Source organism: Bacillus sp. WMMC1349 (assembly GCF_013155385.1).
Taxonomy (GTDB): Bacteria; Bacillota; Bacilli; order Bacillales; family Bacillaceae; genus Bacillus.
On the sequence record NZ_JABJUQ010000007.1, the window covers coordinates 2946782 to 2963619 of the forward strand.

Genomic DNA, 16838 nt, shown 5'->3' on the forward strand with positions numbered 1-16838 from the left:
AAAAAATCCGGCATCTGCCGGATTTTTTATAAAAGAATTTGACACCAATTAATGGCTTCAAGGTAGCATTGATATGCTTCTTCTTTTGTTATATCTTCTGTCTGGACATTGTCTTCCCATTCATTTCGTTCAATCAGTTTTGCCAGTTTTAAGATTTTGCGATAATCGTTTTCTTCGCCAAGCAATGCTAGACCTACTTCGTCTGATAACGGCAGCTCACTGATCACTTCTTTTAATTCTTTGTGCAAAAGTGTATCAATAAAAGAAAACATTCCTGTCAACATATAGGAAGAAGGCTCACTCCGATTGGTCTTTTTGGCCAGTAATTCGCAAAGTTTCGCACGGATCAGTGATATTTTCACCAATTCATTTTTACTTGAATCTTGTTTTCTTGTTAAATCTTTAAAAGAAAGAATGAAGATCCATCTTTTAATCTCTTTAAATCCAAGTAATACGATCGCTTGACGAATACTCTTGATTTTTTGTATCGGTCGATTTGCAGGAGAATTTATCAGTTTTAACAACTGATAAGAAAGTGACAGATCCCGCTCAATGATATTTGTAATACTTGCGATATCAGGTTGTTCTTCGCTCAGTTCGTGAAGCAAGTCATAATAAGCATGAAAATGATATTTAATTTCATGCCCAGCAATTACAACTGGTTCACTGAAAAAATAACCTTGGAACAGATGAAACCCATCCGCAACAGCCTGCTCATATTCTTGCCTCGTCTCCACCTTTTCAGCAAGAAATTTCAGACCGTAAGCCTTGTAGGACTGGATAATGCTCTGTCTTTCTTGAGGTGATGTTTTAAAGAAATCGACCTTCAAAACATCAATTGACTCCAATAACTGATAAAACAATTCTTGATTTCCACGATGGTTGAGACAGAAATCATCCAATGCAATCGTATAACCTAGGCTTTTTAATTGTTTACACTGATCGATTAATTCTGGTGTGATTGGAACATCTTCAAGAATTTCTACAACGAGACGCTCCGGATCAAAATATGTCGGTAACCCAGCTTTTAAGAGACCTTCTGTAAAATTAACATAATACTTTTTACCTTCGGTTAATCGATCAATTCCTATATTAAAAAAGCTGTTAAACATGACTTCTGTTGTAGCTTTATCACCGTCTATTCCGGAAAAGAAATTTTTCTCACTTTCCCTGTACAACAGCTCATATGCAATAACTTGTTCTTTTTGATTAAATATTGGCTGTCTGGCAACAAAAACCCTCATTCTTCTTCCTCCTGAGGTTCATTTGCTCTTAAGTATATCAAAATAAATGAGCGAATCTTGCCGATTATTTAAAAATTTATCTAATTTTTTTTAAATACAGCTACACTTGATCAATGCCATTTTTTGCTTTACTTTTCACTTCATGAATCTTCTGCATTTTGTTATTCCAACAAGCTTCACTTAAATCGACTGGATATTCTTCCGGTTTGCTGATTCGTTTATATTCTTCCCAGAGCAAACTAAGGTTTTCTTGAACATACTGCTTAATTTCTTTGATAGTTGGATTATCATAAACAAGTTTGCCATTTTCAAAGATCAGTTGATGAAGATCTTTGGCATCAAAATTTGTGACGAACTTGCTAATGAATGTATGAACAGGATGGAACATTTTAAGCCGCTCCTGCTCATTCACATTTTCATGTGCTAAAGCGATATAATCACCTTCTGAATGATGATTCAGCTGATTGATAATTCGGTAAACCTTTTTTTGACCAGGAGTTGTTACTTTTTCCGGATTAGAAGAAATTTTGATCGTATCTGTCATCTGACCGTTTTCTTCAATCGAGACAAGCTTATAAACCGCTCCCAGTGCCGGCTGATCATAAGCCGTTATCAGTTTTGTTCCAATACCCCAAACATCGATCTTCGCTCCTTGGGCTTTCAAGTTCATGATCGTATACTCATCAAGATCACTTGAAGCAACTACTTTTGTTTCTGTAAAGCCTGCTTCATCAAGCATCTCTCTGGCTTTCTTTGATAGGTAAGCAAGATCACCGCTGTCCAGGCGCACTCCTGCGAAATCAATGCGATCACCAAACTCCTTGGCTACTTTTATCGCATTCGGAATACCAGAACGCACTGTATCATATGTATCGACCAAAAACACACAATTTTTATGGGTTTCAGCATATTTTTTAAATGCAGTGTATTCATCACGGTATGCTTGGACTAATGCATGGGCATGAGTACCTGATACAGGGATGTCAAACAGCTTACCGGCACGGACATTACTTGTCGCATCAAAACCGCCGATAATTGCGGCTCTTGCCCCCCACATCGCAGCATCCATTTCATGTGCACGTCTTGTCCCAAATTCGAGTGCTGCTTCATTTCCAATCACGCTTTTCATTCTGGCGGCTTTTGTTGCAATTAACGTTTGGTAATTAACAATGTTGAGCAAAGCCGTTTCAATCAACTGCGCTTCAGCCAACGGTGCTTCGATCCGCATCAGCGGCTCGTTGCCAAACACAATTTCACCCTCCCGCATTGAATACAGTGAGCCAGTGAACCTCATATCTTTTAAGAAAGCAAGAAAATCATCGTGGTAACCAACTTCTTCTTTTAAATATGCTAAATCACTGTCAGTAAATCGGAAATGACGCAAAAATTCAATCGCTTTTTCCAGTCCCGCAAAAACGGCAAAACCGCTGTCAAAAGGAAGTTTTCTAAAAAATAATTCAAAGACGGCTTTGCTTTGATGGATGCCATCTCGCCAATAGGTTTCTGCCATATTGATTTGATAAAGATCTGTGTGTAGTGATAAACTGTCATCTGTAAACCGGTATTCCAACCTTCATTTCTCCTTCCTCAATCTGACACTAAGGCCCCCAAGGTGTTTGTAAAATGGGAAAGAGCCCAGTTGTGTCCATCCAGGTTAAAACTGGCCACTGCATTTTGGTGAATGACAAGATCAAACCCTTTATTATATGCATCCACTGCTGTATGAAGCACGCAAATATCTGTGCATACTCCTATGAGATGCAATTCTTTAATATTTCGTTCACGAAGCTTTATTTCAAGATTTGTCCCTGCAAAAGCAGAATATCTCGTTTTTTCCATGTAATATACATGGCTGTCATTTTCGTGTTTTCTAAAAAGCATTTCAAGTTTTCCATATAAAGCTTTTCCTGAAGTGCCTTTCAGATTATGCGGCGGAAACAAACGTGTTTCCGGATGAAAAGAATCATTCATCTCGTGTGAATCGACTGCAAAAACAACATAATCATGATTCGCAATAAACTGTTCTGTCAGCTGAATCACCGCAGCTTCAATTTTTTGACCCGGCTCTCCACATGTTAGTTTGCCGTCTGAAGCAACAAAATCATTTGTATAATCTATGCAAATTAGAGCTTTTTCCATTGCCGCCCCCCACCTTTTGTATGATAGATCATATTATAACTTATCTTAGCAAACAAGTGAATGGTAGGAGCCACAGCCATGACCTTTACTCTGATTTTTTCAAAATTGATTGTTCAAATATGTCATCTTGAATATATATGGATTCTTTTTCAATCGCCTTGTTAGCTACTAGGACTAACCCTAACGGTGAGTCAGACTGCTGATCTGATACCATTGAAAACGGAATCCCCTGTTTATTCGCAGCTTTGATATAAGGCGAAAATCGCACATATTCGATTTCACCATTTAATAACAATGTCATATTTTTCTGTGAGTTCATTGCTGTCATAACTTCTTCGTAACTTTTAGGACGAAGAACTTGTCCTTTTGTTAGAGCAATCACTACTCTTTCTCTTAGAGAGCCCAAAAATAACCGGCGCTCGTCAGGTTTTGTTTCACGAGCACCATACATTCCCTGTTGTAAATATTGATCTATTGATTGATCGCTCAAATTAAGACCCTCCTATTTTTTTAGTCTTCCTTTACACAGTATGGCTTTCAGTAATCAAGGCTAAACTTGTGTACCATCTGTCACATTTCAGTTACCCATTGAATGATCTTTTTGGTAAGTGCTTCTGCAGCTTGTTTTTGCATCGTTTTTGCTAATGAATCATTTACCCTTTTATAAAGCAATGACTTTTCTTCTTCATAAGAAATCAATATGCTCCATTCTAATTCCGGCACCGCCACAAGTGTATGGAACTGCTGTCTATTTTCATGTAAATAAACATCTGTGATCAGCTTGTCTTCATTTGTTATATTCGCTTTTCTGATTTTCAATTTGAACACCTGCCTTCTCTATCTTTTGGTCCTCATTATACTACAAAAAACAAACAGCCTCTTGTTATAGAGGCTATCAAAGATTGAATGTTTTCATTTGATCGATAACACCAGTATCCATTAAGGTTGTTCTATTTTTCCCATTTTGAATGATACCGAAGTCACCTACATTAAAGGCGCCTGATCCTCGTGAAGAACTGTCAACTGATTTTGGAGAGATGGCAAATACGTCTCCAAAGGACGTGGCACTATCATCAACAACTGCCCGAATCAAAACTGGACCTACAATAGCAGGCATCTTCACACCTCCGCTAATTATTTGTTTTATGATACGTGATAGCGAAGAAAATGTTCTTATTCTTTTGTCAGTTCTTTTTTGGATCTTTGTCTTAGCCGAACAAGCTGGACAATATTCAGTGTGAAAGCCTTTAAAACAGCATAGACTGGAACGGCGAGAATCATCCCTAGAATTCCGCCGAAACTGCCGGCACCGATCAATAAAAGAATGATTGTCAATGGGTGCGTATTCAGACGTTTACCAATAATGAGCGGTGATAATACATTTCCATCTATTTGCTGAACAACGACGACAATGATCAGAGCAATAATCGCTTTAGTCGGTGAATCGAGAAAGGCAATCACAATCGCTGGAGATGCACCGAGAAACGGACCGACATATGGAATAATATTCGTTACCGAAATGATTAAGCCGAGAATTAAGGCATACTTCACACCAGCAATCCAAAAACCGATAAAACACGATGTCCCGACGAACAGGCAAATAATTAGCTGTCCTTGGATATAAGCCGCAAGTGTTTCATATAAATCTTTAAAAATTTTCAGTCCTTCTTTTTTGTATTGATGAGGAAGAATCTTCACAGCCAAATCTGGAAAACGCTGACCATCTTTTAACATATAAAACAGGATGAATGGAACAGTGACCACAGTCAGTGCAATATTGGTGACAAAACCAAATACAGATGAAAGGCTTGCCGTAATATTTTCAGGCAAAGCTGTTAAAAAGTCACCGATTGAACTTTCAATTCGAGAAACTGAAACAAATTCCTGATGCATCATCCAAGTGAACCATTGAGAGTTTGATAAATGTTTAATAAAAATCTGAATTTGCTCAACATAATCTGGAATATTGTTGAATAAATCGCTGACCTGTTTCATAAAAATCGGTCCAATTGCAGATAAGACAAGCCCAATCAACCCAATAAATGCCAAATAAATGACCAAAATTGCTAATGTTCTTGGCAGTTTTTTCTCAAGAAACTGGACGATCGGGTTAAAGATAAAGTACAGGACTCCAGCAATCAATATTGGTAAAAATAGTGTTGATACAAATAAAATAATCGGCTCAAAAAGAAAGGAAACTTTTGTTAAAACATATACAATTAAAAGCACTAATAAAATTTGTATCGTCCAAAAATAGTTTTTTGATTTAAACAAGCTTTTTTTCCTCCATGTTCATTCATTACTCTAAAAATTACTATTCACTCATTAGGATGTCAACTGTTTTCATCGAAGATGTAAAACAACATTTTAAAAATCCAACCTTAGTTTATGTAAAATATTCCTTTCAATTATGTAAATTTTCTAAAAACTTATTGCAATTTGGCATGGGTTTCATTTATAGTAACTTGTGTAAGCGCTTGCAAAAATTTTAAAAAGAGGTGAAAAGTGGATGAAAAAACTGACCCTATTGATTGTGGCTCTGTTGTTTTTGTTTCCGCAAGTATCAAATGCAGGAGGTTTTATAGACGATAGCGGAACACCAGGCTATTGGTTTACAGGCAAAGCTGTTGAACAAATCGATCCTAGAAAACCGCCAATTGTCTTTGTTCATGGCCTATACAACTCAAATAAAATATGGTTTAAAAAGAATGATATGCCAGAACAAGCATGGAAAAGCGGCTATGAAACGGCTTATATTGATCTTCATCATGACAAAGATATGTACACTAACGGGGCACTACTGGCTGAGAAATTGCGCGAGATGTATGAACATTTCGGTCGGAAAATGATTGTCGTCTCCTACAGTAAGGGCGGAATTGACACCCAGGCAGCCCTTACCTACCATGATGCACATCAATATGTCGAGCATGTCATTACACTTGGTACCCCTCATCACGGTTCACAGCTGGCTGATCTTGCATACAGCAATTGGGCCGGTTGGCTTGCTGGAATTTTAGGTCATAAAAATGATGGTGTCTATTCATTGCAAACCGGTTATATGGCTGCATTCCGCAACAAGACAGATGCTCACCCCGATTTGAAAAAAACCCATTATTTCACCTTAGCTGGACATAGAATCGGTCATTTTGGAAGCGTTTTATTTTTTGGCGGGGTTTATTTAAAACTGTTCGGAAACAATGATGGAGCGGTCACGGAAACAAATGCGATGCTTCCTTATGCCGACCATTTGATAACAGGAAACTGGAACCACTTTGGCATCCCAATTGGAAACAAGACTTTCTCAACTTTTCAAGCTCTGTTAACAAAAGAGCCAAAAAATATTAATGTCAACTCATATAAAAAATCATATCTGAAAGAAAAGCGTTCCTATCCTTTTGTTAGGGGCGGAGAAAATACAGGTCATAAAACAGAAGAATTTGCTGTAGAAAAAGGGGTGAAAGAGCTTACGGTTCATTGGCTCAGCGATCATCCCGAACGGCACATCAAATTGACAGATCCCGCTGGTCATGTGACGAAAGATTTTGCTCTGACAGAGACAGTTGATGTTTTTGCTGGTGGTTATGTTCATTCTGCAAAAATAAAAAATCCACTTCCGGGAAAATGGAAAATGTCTTCTGCGGTTAAACAAAAAGAAGCCTATTTGTTCGTTACAACATTTGACTCTCCGCTTGATCTGCAAATTGACAAAACCATGAAAACACAAACCTCCAGTTTGGCAAATGTAAAAGCGACTGTCCGTACAATCCGTTATCAAAATGGAAAACAAATCGAGAAAAAAGAGGTGAAATCCGCTTCAGTTAAAGCTTTACAAAATAAACTTTCATTCAAGAAACCAGGTATGTACTCTGTGACAATTGATCTCTCTGGAAAAACAGCTGACCAAACACCATTTAATCGAACAATGATTCGCTCTATATATGTAGATGACAAAGGGAAAACGTTTGAAAACCCTTTGCACAATTAAACTGTTTTTGTCATGGGTAAACGGACATCATCAACCATTTGATCAAGTTGCTTGATTTTTTGGATGGCAAGTCTTTCATCGATTTTACGGTAGTGATGGTTGCCGCCAGGCTCTTCATCAAGCTCATCCGCCTTTTTAACAATCCGCTGTAGTTTATTTTTCTCTAGATCGCCTTCTGGTAAATATGAATCGGTGTGCAGCAATATGGCCAAAGCGATTTCTTTTGCGGCTTTCGGTTCTTCACCGAGACGGATCAACAATTTATGGGCACGTTCCGCCCCTTTGATGGCATGGATGTCATATTGTTTATACTTGTCATAGTCCCACTCTCCGTCCGTATACCATTCATAATGACCAACATCATGCAATAATGCGGCTTTTGTCGCCATATCAGGGTCAATTCCCGCTTTTATTGCTAAGCGGTATGCATGATAAGCACAGGCTACGGCATGGGCAACACCGGAACGTGTTAAATATTTTTGAGCGACTGGATGGGTGAATACATCCATTAATGTCACTTTTCTCATGTAAACCCCTCCTTGAGATATTTTTAAGATCCTAACACATTTTGCTGTAAATCTCAATTATTCTGACACATTTTAAAAATAGTAAGATTTTCTAGTATATGATATCCAATCTCTTTTTGTTTGGATTCAAAAAGGCACAAAGATTTGACTTTGTGCCTGCCTATTTTTCATAAAAATTCTTTAATATCGTACACTTTACCATTTTCTATTTCAGTCTCAAGAAGATTGAGTAATACACTGGCAACAAAACAAGGATTTCTCAACTTTCCTTCTGTATGATAATGTCTAAATCGAGCAATCTCAGAAAAGTCGTTTTTAGATGACATACGGATCTGCTTTTGCATTTGTGTATCCATAATACCTGGTGAAAACGACATCATCTTTACTGGAAAATGCTCGTCTTCCTGTTCATAACCAAAAGTTCTCGTAAACATATCAAGCCCTGCTTTTGAACTGCAATAAGCACTCCAACCTTTATAAGGTGTTTTGGCTGCACCTGATGAAATGTTAACAACTGTCTTTTGACCTTGGTAAAATTTTAGCCATTTCGTAAACAGTTGACTGAGTAGAATGGGTGTGACTAAATTCAAGCTATAGTGCTGAAGTAGTTCATTCTGTGTGGCTTCACCTGCACGTTTGATCGGTGTAACCATGCCAGCATTGTTGATCAGCGTAATCGATTGAAAATCATCATGTTTGATAGAATGAACAAATGACTGAAACCACTTTTCTGTTATATCTGGTTGCGTTAAATCGAGCTGATGCTGAATCAGCTTGTCATCTTGGATGTCGGATTGGCCACGGGCTAAAGCATGAACGAAATGCCCTTTTTCTAAAAGACCTTTTATAATTGCCACCCCAAGGCCCCTTGAAGCCCCTGTAACAATTGATAAATGCATCCCAAATCCCTCCATTCATGACTTGCTTCTATTCATGACTTGCTTCCGGCTTTTTGTTGACCGGTAACTCTCGGAATTAAAAAGACGAGAACTGTGATGCCGAGAAGAATCAGTACTCCATAAAGGATCGGCAGAAAAATCGTTTGCTGCCCTTTCGTTGGGGTATCTTTTTCTTCCTTCGATGATAATGCCTTCTCTGTCCCTGCAAAACTAAGATTTTTTAGCTTTTCAACAGCTGGATTGCTTCCATTTGTGGACAAGGATATTTCTTTTAGCTTTTCTTTTGAATCGTCTGTTTGCTTAATATCGAATGAGAGATCTTTCAATTCGTCTGGTGCGGAAACATTTTTCTCATCGTCAGGATCTTCCTGAAAGTAGTTCGTGTTGACTTCAACATCCTGTTTTTGATATTCGTTTGGCTTTACATTGACATCATCTGTTTTCTCCGCCTTTGCGGGTGTAGTGATAAGAAAGAAGGAGAGCATGATAACCATGATCCCCTTCTTTCCCCATTTCGCATTATGCCTCATGGTCACTCTCACTTTCTTCAGTTTTTGATTTTGCAAAACTGACAACAAAAGGAACAGCCATAGCAACAATGGCGATCAATACTAATGCTCCGGTTCCAAGTGTAAACAAACCTCCGGTACTATACTGAATGGACATATAAACAGTTGATACTGGATTTTCAAAACTGAAATTAGGCATTGCTAAATCGAGCAGTGGTGCAACATAGAATAATATCATTGCAGCTGTTGTAATACCTCCGGCAATTGATCCTAGCATAAATGTCGAACGAATAACAGCCGAACTTGCGACAAGTAGCATAATCGTAAAGATCGACCACATGATGGCCTGATCATCTGCAAGTGAATAAATATTCAAGCCGAACAAACTGATCATTAATCCGACAATGATATTCAGAATTCCAAATAGTGCACCTCTGACTAGCAATGGCGCTTTTTGATAATAGTGACTGAAATAGCCGATTAACAAGCTTGATATCATAATAATGACTAGAATGACAACAGGCGGTACGTTTTGTGCTTTAGATTCTGGAACATCTCCGCTGATTTTCAGAGGATTTGCCAAATAATCATGTACATAATTGTCATTTCCATTAAATCCATTTTTGAGAATACCATAAACATCTTTGCGAACAAGTCTTGTCGTATTGACGTTTTTACCCCAATTTGAATTCAATGTATCTGCCTTATTCTGAACATCATTGACACTGTCGTGAATATTGTTTGTATACTTGATCACCCCGGATTGATCATCTGATAATGAATCAAGCATTTCTGATAATTGGAATACTTCCTTACCAACAGTGTCTTGTAAACTAAGAACCATTTTACCGTCTGTTGAATCTCCAGGCTCAATAGCGGTTCCAGCTTTTGCTGGCTTATTCGTCAACAGGTCAGAAACATTTTTAGCTTTGTCTGACACTTTTTTAACCTCATCATTGACAGCCTTATGTTTTTCCTGAACTTTCCCACTATACGTTTGAACGAATGTTTTCATCCCTTTTTTATATTTATCAACATCTTGTTCGGAAGTTAACATATTGTTGTGAAGTTCTGACCAATTGCCACTTTCTTCTTCACCGACTTCAAGAACTTTTTTAACTTCACTTTGATGATTAGAAATAAGACTATCTGAAGGATCCGGGTTTAAAGTATTGAATACCGTTGCTTCAAAAAGTGAAAGAAAGTAGTAGTATGATAGTAATTTTTCAGCATTATCCATCTTAATATCAGATTCAAAAACTTTTTCTAATTTTTCTTTTCTTTCTTCAGTGATATTGTCGCTCTTTAATAAGTTCTGTTCTTTCTTTTCAATATAATCTTTCATTTGACTTTTAAATTCTTGTGATTCTCGTGATCCTTTTTCCAGTTTTTCAATCTGGCTGTTTAAATCATCAATTTTTTTACTTAGTTTTTCCAGGCGAACTTTAACCTTTTCATTATGTTCATCCTGTTTCGTGCCAAGTGTTTCTTCCACTTTTTTAAGTTTAGCTGACACATCTTTCAATTGTTTTTTTAAATCAACACCCTCATCAGCTTGCTTTTGATCAGGGTTAGACTCTTGACTTTCAGCTGGATCGGCAGATTGGCTGCCCTCTTGCTGATCGCTTTGTTGAGAAGGTGACTGACTTTGATCTTTGCCATCGTTTTGATCAGTGTTTTCTGGAAGTCCATCTGACAGTGCTTTCAGTTCATTAGAAATCCGTGTTAATTCATCTTGTTGTTCTTTTAGATCAATTTTTGGCTGGTCTTCATCATCGTTTTCATCATGTTTTTGATCTTCATCATGTTTTTTGTCTTCATCATGTTTTTGATCTTCATCATGTTTTTTGTCTTCATCATGTTTTTGGTCTTCTTCATCCTCACGGTTGTCTTTATCATCCTGCTCAGGATCTGAGTCATCTTCAGGATCTTCAGATAGTTTTTCTCGCTCATCAATCAAAAAAGACTGAATGGTATTTAAGTTTTGTGTTCTAGCATCAGTTTGATAATCCTTAATCAGACTACTTTGCAAACCATTAATTGACTCAAGTTGCTGGCCTGGAAGGGTTGTACGAGCCTTCATCAAATTTTCAAAAGCAGTAGATGAATTACCAACTCCTTGTCGCAACTGGTCAAGGGAATTCGTCAATCCCTGTGTTTCAGTATTAAATAGGTTAATACCGGTCTCCTGATTTTGATTAATCGATTTTAGACCTATAACAAGTTGTTTTTCATTTTGTGTCTGGGCTTCTTGAAGCAATTGGGTCTGCTTCTGTTGGTATGTTTTAAACTGATCGACGTTTTTAACAAACTCGCCCAGCTCTTCTTTTGAACTTTTAACACTTGAATTTCGATCTTTTGATGTTTCTTTTGTTTGATTGATTGACTTTTCAAGATTGTTAATCATGTCTTTTTGTGATTTAACCTCACCAGCTAAATCGTTAGAACTTGGTTTATAAAAATTGTACATAGCATTTTGGAATTCTGACTCTTTATTCACAATGCCATTAAATTTTTTTCTGATTCCTTTGATTTCATCTTGAACAACATTCCAATACATGGAAGACATTTTCTTACTCATCGTTTTTTGTGCATCTTGCAGTTCACGTTGTACTTTTTCTTTGTTGACAGCATCAAGCCGATCTTGAACCCTAAACTTCAACTCTGCTTTCTGCGGTCGATCATCATCATAACTTAAAATATTACTGGAAAAATCCGAAGGAATATAGATGATAGCATCATATTTTCTGTCGGCAAGTCCATTCTCGGCAACACTTCGGTCGACGACAGTCCATTCATAATCAGGTCGTTCAGCTAATATTGCTGAGACATCCCGACCTAAAAAGTATTCTTTATCGCTTTTTTTATTCCCTGTATCTTCATTTACGATGGCAATTTGTCCGGTAGCGTTTGAGACTTTTTTCGTCGGATTTTCGCCGATAAAATGAAAAAATAAGACGGGCAGCAATATAATAATGACCATCGCGCTGAGCAGTTTCAGCGCGCTTTTTTGTTGTTCCGTCATTTCACTTTCTTCCTTTCCACAGAACATAAAGGAATTTGGATCTTCCTTTCTTTTCCGTTTTCAACAATGTAGCCAAATCCAGGTAAGATATCCGGCTCGTTCCGTTCATATGAAAGTTGGATTAAGTTTTGATCCGACTTTTTCATCAACAGAATGGCATGTCTCACTAGCTTAAGTTCACTTGTTAAAGAATCATAGCCTTTTGTAAACTCGTTGTGGTTTCCGGCAGGGATAAAACAGAAACCGAGATGTGCGTATGATTTCATAAACATGGCCAACTGATCTTGAATATTTGTGTCAATAGTTTGCTGGAAGCGAGAAATCCCATCAACAACAATGACCAGTGGTGTGAAATGAAGTTCTTCCAGTTCGCCTTGTTTTACAGCCTGTAGATACATGGCTTCTCTTGTCTGGAACGTTTCTTCAGCCTCAGACAGCCACTGCAAAATGTCGTCTTTTGTTTCAAGATAGTCGATCAGCTCTTCTGTCGCATACTGAGATAAGCCTCGATCGATCGAATCAAAGACAGCAATATCGATTTCATGATCAAGCAGATGATTGATCATCATTTTGACGATATTTGTTTTTCCGCGTTGTGTCTGGCCCATAACGAGACAGTGTTTCATTTTCTCAAGGTTAAAGTAAACAGGTTCGACAGACTCTTCATCAAGTCCGAGCGGAATTAGACCTCTTTCAGACTGAAGCGGATAATTTCTCATAAACTGTGTCACTGAAAGCTCTAGCGGCAGCATTGGTACCGGAGCTGGTTTTCTTATACCTTGATAGCGATCGGCAATGGCCTGGATTTCCGCTTTTATCTTTTCAAATAGTTCAATATCATTTTCTGCCTCTACAGGCATAAACATTTGCGCAAAATATTGTTCCTCTTTATTAATAATGACTCGTCCAGGAATCGGTTCAAGACTGAACTTCGGTCTTCCCATGATGGAATAGGCTTCTGATTGATCCAGCAAATAATGTACGACCCTTGTTTTCAAGTTATTTAACAGCGACTGTCTGAGTGCATTCACCCTTGTCGCCGATAGAATCAAGTAAATACCCAATGATTGCCCATCGCGAGAAAGCTGAATGAATTCTGTTTCAAGTTCATACATTTCATCTTTAATAATGTCAAAGTTGTCCACTGTTATGAAAATAAACGGCAGTTTGTCTTCACTAAGCGCATTGTACATTTTAATATGACTAATCTCTTTGGCACGGAATAGATTTTTTCGATGTTCGATTTCTTCTTTAATTCGAATCATAAATTTTTCAATTTTTCTTGTCTGATCCATGAGGAAGTAATCAGCCGTATGCGGAAGCCTTGCCAGCGGCAACAGTGTTCCATTTCCAAAATCAAAGATATAGTTATGAAGTTCTTCTGGTGTGTATTCAGCCGCAAAGCTAAGAAGGAAAGTCGCGATTGTGATCGATTTTCCATAACCGCTAGAGCCAACAATACAGATGCTTCCATCATCCATCATATGATAGCTGATCGGCTCCTGATTTTGTTTTTCAGGTTCATCAATAAAGGCGAAGTTAAAGGTATCTGCTTCATTTGCTGGATAAAGCGATTTAGGTATTTTTTCTTCAAGCGGTGGCAACCATGGGCTTGGTAGTTGATCAATTCCCATTTCCGCTTGAATTTGCTCAATTCGCTCTACAACTGCTGCAATTTCAGGTTCAGCCTCTTTTTTGGCCGCTTGATCAGTATCAACTTCTGATAAAGGAACTAGTCCTGTATCTGTGACAATCGCGATTTCATCCTCTGTTCCGTACGCATCCTCCATATAAGGTGCTCCGCTCCATGCGGATTGGAATAGCTCATAAACCTCATTATTACCGACCTGCAAATAGCCACGGCCAGTTACCGTAATCGTTGCTGCATCACCATTTTTAAGAACTTCTTTACTGTCACTTGCGTCCTGTACCTTTAAGGCAACTTTAAATCTGGAGTTACTCCAAATTTGATCATCGATAATACCGCCCGGTTTTTGGGTTGCTAAAATTAAATGAACCCCTAGGCTTCGACCGATCCTCGCGGCACTGACAAGTTCACGGATAAATTCTGGTTCTTCACTTTTCAATTCGGCAAATTCATCCGATATTAAAAAGAGGTGTGGCATTGCAATTTGTGTTTTGTTCTGTTTATACAGCTTTGTATAATCATTAATGTGATTAACACTATACTGGTCAAACAGGCGCTGCCGTTTTTTCAGTTCACTTTTGATAGATGCTAGTGCACGAGCACTGAAGTTTTTACTACCTTCAATATTCGTAATCGTCCCGAGAAGATGCGGAATATTTCTGAATGGCTGTGCCATTCCGCCGCCCTTATAGTCAATTAATAGGAAAGCGACTTCATGAGGATGGAAGTGCACAGCTAATGACAAAATGAACGTCTGCAAAAATTCACTTTTCCCAGATCCTGTTGTACCTGCCAACAATCCATGGGGACCGTGTGCTTTTTCATGAAGGTTTAAATAAACAAGATCGTCTTTACCTTTGTAACCGATCGGAACCGCCAAAGATTTTGCAGATTCACTTGTCAACCATTTTTGTTCGATTCCAATGTCATCGACTTCTTTTGCATTGAACAGTTCAAGAAATGACACTGTTTCAGGAATCGAATTGGTCATCCCAATTTGGTGATCAAGCGTCCGTAATGTGCGAGAGAATACTTCATTATCTTCTCTTTTATGATCATCCAATTGAAAAGGGATCTGAACGGCTTTCTTCCGTTGGATAAGAATGTCGCCTTCTTGTTCAGTAATATAACGAACAAGCGTATGGATGTTTTCCGACAAGCTTTCTTTCGTTTCTGCAGCAACAATTGTTGATACACCAAGATGTTTTTGCTTGCCTTCCAAATACTCTAAAATGACGTGTTCTGCAATTAACTGCTGATTTGTGATAATAAACACAAAATGCGGTTTGAATAGCATTTTCTCTTTGTTTTCATCTAGATCACGTTCTCTTAAAATCTCATATATGCTTGAGAGAAGCTGGTCTCTCGTCTGTTCATTGTATATAAAGCCTTTTGCATATGTATGAGGCAGTTGAAAGTGCGGCAGCCACTTCATCCATTCCCAATCCTTATATTCCGCTTCATCAAAAATAAAAACAAAGCGCAAATCGTGATAACTATGGAAAAAAGCAAGCTGACCGATAAGTTGATGAATTTCGTTTTTGACAACGAGCTCTTTTCCGACAACCCCCATAGGACCATCGGCAAGGTTGACAGTGATTGGTGCGTTCTTCAGTTCTCTGTAGACTTCCTCCATCTTCTGTGTTTGCTCCAACAAATGGTCTGTATCGCGGTTTGCTAAATCTCCGCCACTCATACTGATATCGTAGGAGGAATGAACCGTACCTGTTCCAAGGCGAATTTTTAAAAAGTCTTCACTTTCAATTGATCGTTCCCAAATACGACCACTAATTTCTTTCGTTAAATATTTCATTCTTTCAAAAGGTGGGAAGTGAAAGGTTAGCACAAATTTTTGTTTTTCTGCTAATTCATGCAGTTCTTTCTTTTTATTTTCCAAGTAAAGGGTATAAACTCGCTCTCTTTTTTCCTCACGTTGTTTACGTTGTTTTTTGTCTCGGAAATACTGGACGGTTGATGTGATCATTGTCATCATAAACATAGCCAGTGAAATAATGATAAAGATTCCCCGCGGTTGAACCAGTGAGACAATTCCCATCACAATCAGCATAACTAGTGGAGGGAGAATCATCAGCCATAACCCTCTGTTATCCTGATCGTTTTCTTGTGACGGAAAGCTGAAAGAAATTTTCTCATCAGGTAAATCATAGATCATCCGCGGTGGTCTCCGATATTGCGGATATTTGTTTTTCGTTTCAGAACTTGGTCTGGTTGTTTTCACTAAAGATGTTTCAAAATCACTCCGACTGCTAATCTCCAAAAGATCATTTTCAATGATATGGAAAGTATAAAGCCCGAACAATATTTCATCTCCAATTTGTAATGCTGATGGAGCTGAGATTTTTTTCCCATTCAAATAGATATCGGCATCATTCGGTATGATGTTCCACTGGTTTTCAAGCTGAATCATTGAACATGTGCCTTGATCATTAAAGAATGAATCGATCTCCGTTAAATAAATATCTGCTTTTTGATCAAAGGCAGAAATGCTAATTTCTTTTCTTTCCCCAAGATAATAGATTGGGGCTTCCTCAGGTTCTTCTGTTAAAAAGAGAGTGAGTTGTTCCATTTGGTTCTGAACAATAACTTTCTCATCTTTTGTTAAAAGAGAGGCCTGTTCCTCTCCTTGAACAACACTGTAAGCATCCGTATCCTTTTGTTGTTCCAAAATCACAGACCCTTTTTCAAACGGAAAATGGCGGATCGTGACCGAATCTTTCAAATGAGGACCGATTGTCAGTTTCCGGCTTGCGCGATGACTCAAATTTATTTTTTGATAGTTTTCACGATAAAAAATCCATAACAGACTCATTTTTCCACCTCCTGTTATTAACAGGTTTTTTC

Annotated in this window: 13 protein-coding genes; 1 reads left to right on the top strand and 12 read right to left on the bottom strand. The window is 38.0% G+C overall.

The genetic code is table 11. The features are described from left to right. Positions 1-26 precede the first annotated feature (26 nt). The 7 genes from HOO54_RS17570 to HOO54_RS17600 form a co-directional block, all read right to left on the bottom strand. Positions 27-1244, bottom strand: a complete 1218-nt coding sequence (locus HOO54_RS17570) for an EAL and HDOD domain-containing protein (RefSeq protein ID WP_172297505.1) — start codon at positions 1242-1244, stop codon at positions 27-29. Between the two features lie 100 nt (positions 1245-1344). Continuing rightward, complete coding sequence (locus HOO54_RS17575; protein ID WP_172297507.1) at positions 1345-2814, bottom strand: nicotinate phosphoribosyltransferase; 1470 nt, start codon at positions 2812-2814, stop codon at positions 1345-1347. A gap of 17 nt (positions 2815-2831) precedes the next feature. After that, complete coding sequence (locus HOO54_RS17580; protein ID WP_172297509.1) at positions 2832-3383, bottom strand: cysteine hydrolase family protein; 552 nt, start codon at positions 3381-3383, stop codon at positions 2832-2834. A gap of 85 nt (positions 3384-3468) precedes the next feature. Beyond that, positions 3469-3873: a YueI family protein gene (locus HOO54_RS17585; protein WP_172297511.1), complete on the bottom strand. Its 405-nt coding sequence runs from the start codon at positions 3871-3873 to the stop codon at positions 3469-3471. Between the two features lie 80 nt (positions 3874-3953). After that, positions 3954-4202 (bottom strand): YueH family protein, encoded by a 249-nt coding sequence (locus HOO54_RS17590; RefSeq protein ID WP_172297513.1) that lies wholly within the window; start codon positions 4200-4202, stop codon positions 3954-3956. Between the two features lie 76 nt (positions 4203-4278). Beyond that, positions 4279-4500, bottom strand: coding sequence for a spore germination protein (locus HOO54_RS17595; protein WP_172297515.1), 222 nt, complete (start codon positions 4498-4500; stop codon positions 4279-4281). Between the two features lie 56 nt (positions 4501-4556). Beyond that, a complete protein-coding gene (locus HOO54_RS17600) occupies positions 4557-5657 on the bottom strand; it encodes an AI-2E family transporter (protein WP_172297517.1) in 1101 nt (366 codons plus the stop codon). 235 nt (positions 5658-5892) lie between these two features. Here HOO54_RS17600 and HOO54_RS17605 point away from each other — a divergent pair, with 235 nt between their 5' ends. Beyond that, entirely contained in the window at positions 5893-7368 is a 1476-nt protein-coding gene (locus HOO54_RS17605; RefSeq protein WP_172297519.1) for an esterase/lipase family protein, read from the top strand. Here the strand turns inward: HOO54_RS17605 and HOO54_RS17610 are convergent. The 5 genes from HOO54_RS17610 to essC form a co-directional block, all read right to left on the bottom strand. After that, complete coding sequence (locus HOO54_RS17610; protein WP_172297521.1) at positions 7365-7895, bottom strand: HD domain-containing protein; 531 nt, start codon at positions 7893-7895, stop codon at positions 7365-7367. The two genes, HOO54_RS17605 and HOO54_RS17610, sit on opposite strands and share 4 nt — an antisense overlap. Positions 7896-8062: 167 nt before the next feature. Further along, entirely contained in the window at positions 8063-8794 is a 732-nt protein-coding gene (locus HOO54_RS17615) for a (S)-benzoin forming benzil reductase (protein ID WP_172297523.1), read from the bottom strand. 32 nt (positions 8795-8826) lie between these two features. After that, positions 8827-9324 carry a type VII secretion protein EssA gene (gene essA / locus HOO54_RS17620; RefSeq protein WP_172297525.1) on the bottom strand — a complete coding sequence of 166 codons (498 nt, stop codon included), beginning with the start codon at positions 9322-9324 and terminating at the stop codon, positions 8827-8829. Beyond that, positions 9314-12328, bottom strand: coding sequence for a type VII secretion protein EsaA (esaA, locus tag HOO54_RS17625; protein ID WP_172297527.1), 3015 nt, complete (start codon positions 12326-12328; stop codon positions 9314-9316). The genes essA and esaA overlap by 11 nt, the downstream gene beginning before the upstream one ends. Continuing rightward, complete coding sequence (essC, locus tag HOO54_RS17630; protein WP_172297529.1) at positions 12325-16806, bottom strand: type VII secretion protein EssC; 4482 nt, start codon at positions 16804-16806, stop codon at positions 12325-12327. Before essC ends, esaA begins: the two co-directional genes overlap by 4 nt. Between the last annotated feature and the right edge of the window lie 32 nt (positions 16807-16838).